The organism is Sulfurivermis fontis (genome assembly GCF_004001245.1).
Classification (GTDB): domain Bacteria; phylum Pseudomonadota; class Gammaproteobacteria; order Thiohalomonadales; family Thiohalomonadaceae; genus Sulfurivermis; species Sulfurivermis fontis.
Window position 1 is genome coordinate 2,492,898 of the sequence record NZ_AP018724.1, and the last position, 11,754, is coordinate 2,504,651.

Genomic DNA, 11,754 nt, shown 5'->3' on the forward strand with positions numbered 1-11,754 from the left:
CGCGCGTTCAGCGCCGCTCCTGCCACAACTTTTCCAGCCGCACCACCGACACCGGCTGCACGGTCTTCAGTTCCTGCGCATAGAGCGACACGCGCAATTCCTCCAACAGCCAGCGGAACTCCTCCTGCGCCGGGGTGAGCGGCCCCTGCGCCATGCGCGCCGCCAGCGGCTGCCACAGCTTGTCCAGCGCCAGGCGGTTTTCCCGCTCGCGCCCCGGATGGCGGCCGCACTTGTCGAGGCGTGCCTGCACCGCCTTGAGATAGCGCGGATATTGCAGCAGCCAGTCATACGGCGTGTCGCGCACGAAGTGGCGCGGCAGCAGTTGCTGCAGATGCGCCTGGATGTCGTTCATCTCCGGCAGCAGGGCCGGGGCGATAACGCCTTTCAGCTTCTTGTTCACCGCATGGAAGGCCACCAGCGCTTCACCCAAAGCCGCACACAGACGCTGCCCGGTCTCCAGCAGGCACGCCTCGCCTTCCTGCAAACGCCGGTTGAATTCCTCGCGCGTGCGCGGCCACGGCGCGCTGCCGAGAAAGGCTTTGCGACAGATGGCACTCACCAACTCGTCCTTCAGTTCCTCGCAGCCGGCGATGGCCGCATAGTGCAGACACATCGCGGTGATACCGGGCAGGTTCCTGCGCAGGTATTTCACCTTCTCGCGGGCGCGCAGCAGGAACAGGCGCAGCAGGCCATCGCGCTGCGCGGCCTGCGCCGCCGCCTCCGACTCGAACAGGCGGATGGCTACACTCTCGCCCTGGTCCACCAGCGCCGGCCACGCGCGCAGGGTCAGGCCGTGGCGCTTGACCTCGATGCTGGCGGGCAGGGCATCGAAGTCCCAGTCGCTGAGGCCGTCGCGCTCCAGCGTGGTTTCCGCTTTCTGCGGCACCGCCTGGGTCAGCGTATGGCGCACCTTGCCGGACAGCTCGCCTTGCAGCACGGCCAGGTCACGCCCCTCGCCCAGCACCTTGCCGCGCTCGTCCACCACGCGGTAGTTCATGCGCAGGTGCGGCGGCAGTTCCTGCTCCTGCCAGGACTCGGGCGGGATCTCGATGCCGCTCATGCGTTTCAGTTGCTGCGCCACCGCCTCCAGCAACAGGCCCTCACCCGGCCGCAACACCCCCAGCAACGCTTCGGCGAAATTCACTGCCGGAACGAAGTTACGGCGCAGCGATTTGGGCAGCGTCTTGATCAGCGCAATCAGCTTGTCCTTGAGCAGGCCCGGCACCAGCCAGTCGAAGGGCTGGGTGTTCACCTGCGTCAGCGCGGCGAGCGGGATGATCGCCGTGACGCCGTCGGCCGGATGGCCCGGCTCGAAGTGGTAATCCAGCTTCACGGCGAGGTCGCCGCAGCGCAGCACGTCGGGGAACTGGTTTTCCGTCACCGCACCGGCCGCGTGCTGCATCAGCGCCTCGCGGGTGAGGAACAGCAATTGTGGATTTTCGCGCTCGGCCTCCGCGCGCCACTTTTCAAAACTCTTGCCGCTGTAGATGCCCGCCGGCAGGCGCGCATCGTAGAAGTCGAACAGCACCTGTTCGTCCACCAGGATGTCGCGCTTGCGCGCCTTGGCCTCCAGTTCCTCCACCTCCGCCACCAGCTGACGGTTGTGGACAAAGAACGGCGCCCGGGTCTGGAAATCCCCTTCCACCAGCGCATGGCGTATGAACAGCTCGCGCGCGAGCTTCGGATCGATGGGGCCGTAATTGACGCGGCGCTTCTCGACGATGGGCAGGCCGTACAGCGTTACGCGCTCGTAGGCGGACACCTGCGCGCTCTTCTTCTCCCAGTGCGGTTCGAAATAGTTGCGCTTGACCAGGTGGCGGGCCAGCGGCTCCAGCCACTCCGGTTCGATGGCCGCCACGCCGCGCGCGTAGAGTTTCGTCGTTTCCACCAGTTCCGCAGCCATAATCCACTTCGGCGGCTTCTTGAACTGGGAGGAACCGGGGAAGACGTTGAGCTTGATGTTGCGCGCGCCGAGAAACTGCTTGTCCTCGCCCTTGAGCGCCACGTTGCCGAGCAGGCCGCTGAGCAGGGCGCGGTGGATGGCGCCGTAGTCAGCCGGCTGTTCGTTGATGCGCAGTTTGAGTTCATTCACCAGCGCCATGAGCTGGCCGTGGATGTCGTGCCACTCGCGCAGGCGCACGTAGGACAGGAACTCGGCGCGGCATAACGCGCGCAGCTTGCTCTGCGACAGGTGGCGCGCCTTTTCATGGTAGTAGTCCCACAGCTTGAGCCAGGCGAGGAAATCCGACTTCTGCTCCGGATCGCTGAAGCGGGCGTGTTTCTGATCGGCCTGCTGCTGCGCCTCCAGCGGACGCTCGCGCGGGTCCTGCACGGTGAGCGCGCTGGCGATGATCATCACCTCGTGCAGGCTGCCCTCGCGCTCGGCGGCCAGCAGCATGCGGCCGAGGCGCGGGTCGAGCGGCAGGCGCGCCAGCTGGCGGCCGAGGTCGGTGAGGCGGCGCCGGCTGTCCATGGCACCCAGTTCGTGCAGCAACTGGAAGCCGTCGCCGATGGCGCGGCTGTCCGGCGGGTCGGGGAAAGGAAAGTCCTCCACGTCACCCAGGCCCAGCGCGCCCATCTGCAGGATCACCGCCGCCAGATTGGTGCGCCGGATCTCCGGGTCGGTGTAGAGCGGGCGGCCGCGGAAGTCCTCTTCGCTGTACAGGCGGATGCACACGCCGGCGGCGACGCGACCGCAGCGGCCGGCGCGCTGGTTGGCCGCGGCCTGCGACACCGGCTCGATGGGCAGGCGCTGCACCTTGGTGCGCGGGCTGTAGCGGCTGATGCGCGCCAGGCCGGAATCGATGACATAGCGGATGCCGGGCACGGTGAGCGAGGTTTCCGCCACGTTGGTGGCGAGCACGATGCGCCGCCCGCCGTGGGGCTGGAACACCTTGTCCTGCTCGGCGGCGGACAGGCGGCCGAACAGCGGCACCACCTCGGTGTGCGGCAAACGATGTTTACGCAGCACCTCGGCCATCTCGCGGATCTCGCGCTCGCCGGGCAGGAATACCAGCACGTCACCCAACGGATTGATGGCGCCCACCTCGTCGATGGCCTCAGTGATCGCCTGCGGCAGGTCGCGGTCGCGGCTGTCCTCGTCCGCGTCGGGCGTACCGTCCTCCGCCACCACCGGGCGATAGCGCACCTCCACCGGATAGGTGCGCCCCGATACCTCCAGTACCGGCGCACCGCCGAAGAAATCGGCGAAACGCTCGGTGTTGATGGTGGCCGAGGTGATGATCAGTTTCAGGTCGGGGCGGCGCGGCAACAGCTGTTTCAGGTAGCCGAGCAGGAAATCGATGTTGAGGCTGCGCTCGTGGGCCTCGTCGATGATGATCGTGTCGTAGGCCAGCAGGTCGCGGTCGCCCTGCACCTCGGCGAGCAGGATGCCGTCGGTCATCAGCTTGATATAGCTCTGCGGCGAGGTGCGGTCGGTGAAGCGCACCTTGTAGCCCACCGCCTGCCCCAGCGGCGTCTTCAGCTCCTCGGCGATGCGCGTCGCCACCGAACGGGCGGCGATGCGCCGCGGCTGGGTGTGGCCGATGAGGCCGGTCACGCCGCGGCCCAGTTCCAGGCAGATCTTGGGCAGCTGGGTGGTCTTGCCGGAGCCGGTCTCGCCTGCGATCACCACCACCTGATGCGCGGCGATGGCCGCCGCGATGTCGGCACGCCGGGCGCTGACCGGCAGTTCCTCCGGATAGCTGATGGCTGGCCGCTGGTCGGCGCGCTGCTGCGCACGGGCGCACGCAATCTGCACGGCCGCTTCCAGCTCGGCCAAGCCGCGGTCATACGGCTTGCCCTCGCGCGCGCGGCGGCGCAGGCCGTGCAGACGGCGCAACAGCTCGGCACGGTCAGTGAGCATGCACTTACTGATGGCGGAATGGAGTTGTTCGAAAGATGTGGACACGGCGACAGTCGGTGACGGGCAGGCGGGCTATTGTAACCACTGGCCGCCAGCGATGGCGCTATATATAGTTGTATCCCGCTTGCATCACCTGCCAAGGAGCCTGTCATGTTCACCCGCCTGCATACCTTTTTCCTCCTGTCCCTCGCCGCCGCCCTGCTCGTCGGATGCAGCTCCGCCCAGGTGGTCAGCAGCAGCAACGGCCCCACCATCAGCCAGGCCCGCGCCGAACCGGCCATGGGGGTAAAGAAGCGCGTGGCGGTGAAGGCCTTCGAATACAAGGCGGCCAAGGGTGGCTACGGCGACGTCGGCCACGGCCTGTCGCAGATGCTCACCGACGCCCTGTTCAACTCCAACGCCTTCATCGTGCTGGAGCGCGAACGGTTGGAGGAGGTAATGCAGGAGCAGAACCTGGGCGACACCGGCCGCTTCAAGCAGGAAACCGTGGCGCCCAAGGGTGAGCTGGAAGGCGCCGAGCTGCTGATCTACGGTTCTGTCACCGAATTCGAACCCAACTGTCGCGGCGGCTCGCTGCTGCTCATCGGCGCCAAGGAGGCCTGCGTCGCCATCAACATCCGTATCGTCGACGCCGCCACCGGCCGCGTGGTCAATGCCACCACCGTGGAAGGCACCTCCGGCAGCGCCGGTGTCGGCCTGATTTTCACCACCAGCCCGCTGCCCGTGGGCCTCGGCGCCTGGGCCAAGTCGCCCATGGAAAAGGCCATGCGCCAGTGCATCGAGGCGGCGGTCAATCACATCGTCGCCACCAAGCTGTAGACGAAAGACTGAATCCGCGGATGAACGCCAATCAACGCAAATAGCCAATCCGGGCCGACTGGCAGGCTCATGACGGCTGCCGGTGCAATATGCGTCCATGCGCGTTCATTTGCGGACCGCTATCTCCCATGAGCCCTTGCATCCGCTTGTGCGTTTTACTGTGTGCCGTGCTGCTCGCCGGGTGCAGTTCCACCGCCGACGTCACCCGCGGCGGCGGCCTCGGCATCGCCGAGGTACAGGCGGAGGCCTACGACGGCCCCAAGGCACGCATCGCCGTGGGGCGCATCGTCGACAAGACCAGCGGCAAGAATTCCCTGCCCGCCCAACTCGGTCTGCTGCTGGGTAACGATCAGCAACTGTCCGCCGACGAGTTCCTCGGCGGCATCCGCGACCTGCTCACTACCGCCGTGTTCCAGTCCGGCCGCTACATCGTGCTGGAGCGCGAGCACCTCAAGGACGTGATGACGGAGCAGGAATTCGCCACCTCGCGCCGAGCCGGCGACACCACGCCCCTGCCGCTGGACCAACTCGAAGGCGTGGACCTGCTGCTGGTCGGCGCCCTCACCGGCTTCGATGCCGGCGAGAGCGGCGGCATCGCCTTCCCCATTCCGATCCCGCTGGGCAATGATCACCGCAACTGGGGAGTGGTGGACCTGGAAGTACGCACCGCCGCCGCCACCCTCGATCTGCACGTCATCGATGTCGCCACCGGCCGCATCGTCGCCGCCATCGCCGTGGAGGGCAAGGCGCGCAAGTTCGGCGCCGCCTGGGCCGGGGTGTTTTCCGCCAACCACGGCTATCTGCGCCTGCCCGGCCTGCTCAGCGTGTTCGAGAACACGCCGGTGGAAAAGGCCCTCGGTGACATGGTGGACGCGGCCGTCGCCGCGCTGGTGGAAAAAACTCCGCCCGAGTACTACCGCGAACCTGCCGCCCCCTGATCCCGGTTTGCCCATCCCCCCACAGCGGTATATGCTGCCCCGTAGCGCGCACCAAGACGCGGGTAATTGCAAAATAATCGGAGGGAGAGAGCATGGAGGTTCGACACCGGCCAGACTGGCTGGTCTATGCCCGCAGTCTGCTGCTGGTAGGTTTGGTACTTTTCTGTGCCGTGCTGGTGCAGATTGCCTTCATCTACAAGGAGTTTCATCTTCGCTTCGTCATTGTACCGACTGCCGTCACCCTGATCGTCGGCCTGCTGCTCGGCCGCGTGACCGTGCTGCGTCAGCGCCTGCGCCAGAAGACCCTGGAATTTCGCGCCATCGTCGACATTGCCCAGGAGTTCACCTATCTGCGCCGCATCGACGGCCAGTATGAATACGTCTCCCCCTCCTGCCTGAGCTTTACCGGCTACAGCCAGCAGAACTTTCTCGACCATCCCAACCTGATGGACTCGCTGATCCATCCGGACGATCGCGAGCGCTGGCGTTGCCACATCCACCACATCAACGACCGCGGCGATCCGGAGAGCTTCGATGTACGCCTCATCACCAAGGACGGAGAAACCCGCTGGTTCACCCATATCTGTGCGCCGGTCTACGACGAGACCAGCCGCCAGATCGGCGTGCGCTCCACCAATGTGGACATCACCCAGCGCAAGGCGGATCAGGCACACATCGAGCGCATGGCCCACTACGATCCGCTCACCGACCTGCCCAACCGCCGCCTGCTGGAACAGGAGCTGGCCCGCCGGACACAACAGCCACAGCCCTTTGCCGTGCTGTTTCTCGACCTCAGCCGCTTCAAAAACGTCAACGACAGTCTCGGCCACAGCTTCGGCGATCAGCTGTTGCAGCGCATCGCCCAGCGCCTGCAGACCACCTGCCCGCCGGATACCCTGCTGTGCCGCTTCGGCGGCGATGAGTTCGTCATCGTCCTGCCGCAGAACGGCTCGCGGACCGAGGTGGTGGAATTCGCCCGCCGCATGCTCGGCGAGATCGAACGCCCGCTGATCATCGACAGCAGCGAACTGCGCATCAGCGGCACCGTCGGTGTGGCCTGCTATCCGGAAGACGGCGGCGACAGCGTAACCCTGATTCGCAACGCCGATGCCGCCATGTACCGCGCCAAGCGCCAGGGGCAGGACAAGATCGCCGTTTACCACGCCGACTACAGCCGCGAGGCCAGCCACTTCATCAGCATCGAAAGTGACCTGCATCGCGCCTTGCAGGAAGGCGAGTTCCTGCCCTACTACCAACCCAAGGTCGATCTGCGGAGCGGGCGCATCGTGGCGCTGGAGGCGTTGGCGCGCTGGCAGCATCCCATCCATGGCCTGGTGCCGCCGGGCCAGTTCATCCCCGTGGCCGAAGAGACCGGGCAGATCACCGAACTGGGCAAGCAGATGCTGGAACATGTACTGGCCGATCTCGGCCGCTGGCGCCTGCTCGGTTGTGCCGTGCCCATCGCCGTCAACGTCTCACCGCGCCAATTCACCGACCGCGAATTCTGGCAGCTGCTGCATGACGGCGTCGAATCCGGCGGCTTTGATCCCGCCCTGCTCGAACTGGAGATCACCGAGCAGGTATTCCTCGGCGACATCGATGCCGCTGCCAGTCGCCTGCATGAACTGCGCACCGCGGGGTTCCACATCGCCCTGGATGACTTCGGCAACGGCTACTCCTCTTTCAACTACCTGCGCCGCCTGCCGGTGGACAGCCTCAAGCTGGACCGTGCCTTCATCACCGACGTGGTGCAGGACCCGGTGAGCCGCGCCATCCTGCGTGCCACCGTCGGCCTGTGCGACGAACTGGGCCTGACGCTGATCGCCGAGGGGGTGGAGACCGAGGCACAGCGTGCGGTTCTCATCAGCCACCACTGCCGGCAGGCCCAGGGCTACCTGTTCCACCGTCCCCTGGCGGCCACCGACCTGGAGGCGCTGCTGCCGGCCGGCAGCCCCCTGCCGGGCACGCGTGATTTTTGAACCACCCTGTCACCATCCGGTCACATTCTGTTAGTGTAATGGCAACATTTGGACTCTCGGCGACGGTATCGCTGCTGCGCCCCCGGCGCCCGCGACATGCCGTCCGGCATGGAAACCTATGAGCATCGACCTTTCCCAACCCGAGTTTTACATCAACCGCGAACTTTCGCTGCTGGAATTCAATCGCCGTGTGCTGGAGCAGGCCAAGGATGAAAGCGTGCCGCTGCTGGAGCGGCTGCGCTTCCTGTGCATCTCCAGCAGCAACCTGGACGAGTTCTTCGAGATCCGCGTCTCCGGACTGAAGCAGCGCGAGGCCTCGCGCATCATCCCCACCGGGCCGGACGGCATGACGCCGCAGGAAGTGCTGAATCAGATCAGCCTGCGCGCCCACGAGCTGGTGGCCGAGCAGTATCGTGTGCTCAATGATGTGCTGATCCCGGCGCTGGAACAGAACAGCATCCGCTTCGTGCGCCGCAGCGACTGGAACGAACGGCAGGTGGCCTGGGTCAAGGACTACTTCGAACACGAACTGCTGCCGGTGCTCTCTCCGCTCGGCCTCGATCCGGCCCATCCCTTCCCGCGCATCCTCAACAAGAGCCTGAATTTCATCGTCTCGCTCAAGGGCAAGGACGCCTTCGGCCGCTCCAGCGGCATGGCGGTGGTGCAGGCGCCGCGCGCCCTGCCGCGTCTGATCCAGCTGCCGGAAAGTGCCGGCAGCGGACCGCACGACTACGTGTTCCTGTCCTCGGTGATCCACGCCCATGTCGACGATCTGTTCCCCGGCATGAAGGTCACCGGCTGCTACCAATTCCGCATCACGCGCAATTCCGACCTGTTCGTCGACGAGGAAGAGGTTGATGATCTGCTGCGGGCAATGGAAGGTGAGCTGCCGTCACGCCGTTACGGCGATGCGGTGCGCATGGAGGTGGCGGACAACTGCCCGCCCGAACTGGCCAACTTCCTGCTCAGCCACTTCGGCCTGAAGGACGCCGACCTGTACGCCGTCAACGGCCCGGTCAACCTCAACCGCCTGATGGCGCTGCCCGACATGGTGGATCGGCCGGAGATGAAATACGCACCGTTCACTTCCACCCTGCCGGCGCGCCTCGGTGCCGGCAGCAGCATCTTCCAGGTGCTGAACCAGGGCGACGTGCTGCTGCACCACCCGTTCGAATCCTTCGTCCCGGTGCTCGACCTGCTGCGCCAGGCCGCCGCCGATCCGCACGTGCTGGCCATCAAGCAGACCCTGTACCGCACCGGCCCGCAGTCGCTGGTGGTGGACGCGCTGGTGGACGCCGCACGGCGCGGCAAGGAAGTCACCGTGGTGGTGGAACTGCGCGCCCGCTTCGACGAGGAGGCCAATATCGCCCTGGCCAACCGCCTGCAGGAGGCCGGCGCCCACGTGGTGTACGGTGTGGTCGGCTACAAGACCCACGCCAAGATGCTGCTGGTGGTGCGGCGCGAAAACGGCCATCTGCGCCACTACGTCCATCTCGGCACCGGCAACTACCACGTGCGCACCGCACGCATCTACACCGACTACGGCCTGCTCACCTGCGATCCGGAGCTGGGCGAGGACGTGCACCAGCTGTTCCTGCAGCTCACCAGCCTGGGCCGCTTCGGCAAGCAGCGCAAGCTGTTGCAGGCACCGTTCACCCTGCACAAGGGTCTGCTGGAACGCATCGAGCGCGAGGCCGCCAACGCCCGCGCCGGCAAGTCGGCACGCATCATCGCCAAGATGAATGCGCTGGTGGAACGGCAGGTAATCCAGGCGCTGTATACCGCCTCCCAGGCCGGCGTGCAGATCGACCTCATCGTGCGCGGCATCTGCTGTCTGCGTCCCGGCGTACCCGGCGTGTCGGACAACATCCGCGTACGCTCCATCGTCGGCCGCTTCCTCGAACACACCCGCGTCTTCTACTTCCACAACGACGGCAAGGAGGAACTGTTCCTCTCCAGTGCCGACTGGATGGACCGCAACCTGCTGCAGCGCGTGGAGACCTGCTTCCCGGTGGACAACAAGGAGCTGCGCAAGCGCGTGCTGCGCGAAGTGAGTTACTACCTGGAAGACAACACCCAGTCCTGGGAACTGGCCGCCGACGGCAGCTACCGCCGCCTCACCCCGGCCAAAGGCGAAGAATCCCGCTGCGCCCAGTTGCGCCTGTTGCAGGAGCTGGCCAACCAGTAGCACGGGGAGGCGGCCGAACGGTGGAAGCACTGCGCATCCGCCAAACCATGCGGAGCACGCCGATGACCAAGGCCGCCGCCAAGCGCTGGTCGCAGCAGATAACAAACACCAGCAACACCCTCGACCTCGAAGCCGGCGTGTTCACGCTGCACGACCCGCGCCAGATCGCCCTGTCCCTGCAACGCTCGGCCGAGGCCAGCACCCGGCGCAAGACCACGCCGTTCCGCTCCGCCATGGCCATGCTCAACTTCTATATCAACCGTGCCGGGAAGAACCTGCCGGCGGAGCGACGCGCCATTCTGGAGCGGGCCAAGGAAGAGTTGCGAGTTATCTATGGCAAGGACCGCCGTTGAAGCAGCTCATTCAAACATCAGTTTGAACTTCCCTTCCTTCAGCATCTCCGCCTCCTGCGCCAGGTCGGCCTGGGTCAGGGGATGCAGCTCGAGCCAGCCGGCGGGAAAGCGCAGGGTGATGGATTTTCCATCGACATCGAGATGGAACGGCGGCAGCAGGACGTCGGCGCGGCTGCGGTGCAGCAGCACGGCGAGGCGCAACAACACGGCGAGGCGCATCAGGCGCTCGCGCTGCGCCTCGGGCAACAGGCGAAAGACGGCGGGCGAGAACTTGCGGCGGTGGCTGCGCACCAGGGCGGCGAGGGCCTTTTGTTCCTGACGCGAGAAGCCGGGCATGTCGGAAAACTCGAGCAGGTAGGCGCCATGCTTGTGATAGCCGCTGTGCGCCACGGCAAGGCCGATCTCGTGCAACCATGCTGCCCACTCCAGCAGGTTGGCGGCGCACTCCTCCTCCAGCTTCCAGGCATGCATCACCTGATGCAGGGCGTAGCTGGCCGTGTCATGCACGCGGCGCGCCTGCGCCTTGTCGACGTGATAGCGATCGCTGAGCGAGCTGATGGTACGGCTGCGCACATCTTCGTGCCGGATGCGGCCCATCAGGTCATAGAGCAGGCCTTCGCGCAGGGCACCGTCGGACACCTGCATGCGCTCGATGCCGAGAGCGGCAAAGGTGGCGATGAGGATCGCCACGCCGCCGGGGAATACCGCAGCGCGTTCCGGCGGCAGTCCTTGCAGACTGCCCAATCGCTCCACGTGTCCGGCCGCGATCATCGCCTCGCGCAGGCGCTGCAAGGCCGGCAGGGTGATGCCGACATCGCTCCAACCCATGGCCTGCACCACGTCACCTACGGCGCGGATGGTGCCGGAGGAGCCCACCGCACTGACCCAGCCGAGGCGGCGGTAGTCCTGCTCGATGGACTGCAACTCCTGGCCGGCGGCGATCTCGGCGCGGCGCATGGCCTTGGCGCTGATGCTACCGTCGGCGAAGTGTTCCTGACTCAGGCTGACACAACCCATGTACAGGCTTTCCATGTAGATGGGCTCGAAACCCTCGCCGATGATGAGTTCGGTACTGCCACCGCCGATGTCCATCACCAGACGCTGTCCCGGACTGGCGGGCAGGGAGTGGGAGACGCCGAGATAAATGACGCGCGCCTCTTCCAGGCCGGAGATCACCTCGATGGGATGGCCGAGGGCGGCGGCGGCGGCCTCGAGAAAGGCGTCGCTGTTGCGCGCCTTGCGCAGGGTGTTGGTGCCGACGGCGCGCACGCTGCCCGGCGGCATGTCGCGCAGGCGTTGGCCGAAGCGCTCCAGGCAGGCGATGGCGCGCTGTTGCGCCGCGGTATCCAGCTCACCGTCGGCCCCCAGGCCGGCGGCGAGGCGCACCGATTCGCGCAGGCGATCGAGGATGCTGAGATGGCCGTTGACGGGACGAGCCACCACCATGTGGAAACTGTTGGAACCGAGGTCCACCGCCGCAATGGTGCTGGCCGGGCCCTCCGCTGTGCTTTGCTCGCTCATGGCTGCTGGCGGGGTCGTTTTCATCGAGGCCGCTTATGATAATCCATGCGCGACGGCGTTGGCGGATTATCCCGCCACAAAGCCAGCATCC

Annotated in this window: 7 protein-coding genes; 5 read left to right on the forward strand and 2 right to left on the reverse strand. The window is 66.0% G+C overall.

Going from position 1 to position 11,754, the window contains the following annotated elements:
- Window positions 1-7 precede the first annotated feature (7 nt).
- Window positions 8-3,910, reverse strand: a complete 3,903-nt coding sequence (gene hrpA, locus EP379_RS12565) for an ATP-dependent RNA helicase HrpA (RefSeq protein WP_269471026.1) — start codon at window positions 3,908-3,910, stop codon at window positions 8-10.
- A gap of 105 nt (window positions 3,911-4,015) precedes the next feature.
- Here hrpA and EP379_RS12570 point away from each other — a divergent pair, with 105 nt between their 5' ends.
- The 5 genes from EP379_RS12570 (at window position 4,016) to EP379_RS12590 (ending at window position 10,142) form a co-directional block, all read left to right on the forward strand.
- Complete coding sequence (locus EP379_RS12570) at window positions 4,016-4,684, forward strand: CsgG/HfaB family protein (RefSeq protein WP_127478136.1); 669 nt, start codon at window positions 4,016-4,018, stop codon at window positions 4,682-4,684.
- A 146-nt stretch (window positions 4,685-4,830) separates the two neighbouring features.
- On the forward strand, window positions 4,831-5,622 hold the full coding sequence (locus EP379_RS12575) for a CsgG/HfaB family protein (RefSeq protein ID WP_172600481.1): 792 nt from the start codon (window positions 4,831-4,833) through the stop codon (window positions 5,620-5,622).
- A 92-nt stretch (window positions 5,623-5,714) separates the two neighbouring features.
- The gene (locus EP379_RS12580; RefSeq protein WP_127478138.1) at window positions 5,715-7,601 is read left to right on the forward strand and encodes a putative bifunctional diguanylate cyclase/phosphodiesterase; all 1,887 of its coding nucleotides are present in this window, start codon (window positions 5,715-5,717) and stop codon (window positions 7,599-7,601) included.
- 118 nt (window positions 7,602-7,719) lie between these two features.
- Window positions 7,720-9,789, forward strand: coding sequence for a polyphosphate kinase 1 (ppk1, locus tag EP379_RS12585; RefSeq protein WP_127478139.1), 2,070 nt, complete (start codon window positions 7,720-7,722; stop codon window positions 9,787-9,789).
- 62 nt (window positions 9,790-9,851) lie between these two features.
- On the forward strand, window positions 9,852-10,142 hold the full coding sequence (locus EP379_RS12590; protein WP_197722787.1) for a DUF3175 domain-containing protein: 291 nt from the start codon (window positions 9,852-9,854) through the stop codon (window positions 10,140-10,142).
- Between the two features lie 6 nt (window positions 10,143-10,148).
- Here the strand turns inward: EP379_RS12590 and ppx are convergent, their stop codons facing one another.
- A complete protein-coding gene (ppx, locus tag EP379_RS12595) occupies window positions 10,149-11,663 on the reverse strand; it encodes an exopolyphosphatase (RefSeq protein WP_197722788.1) in 1,515 nt (504 codons plus the stop codon).
- Window positions 11,664-11,754: the final 91 nt, after the last annotated feature.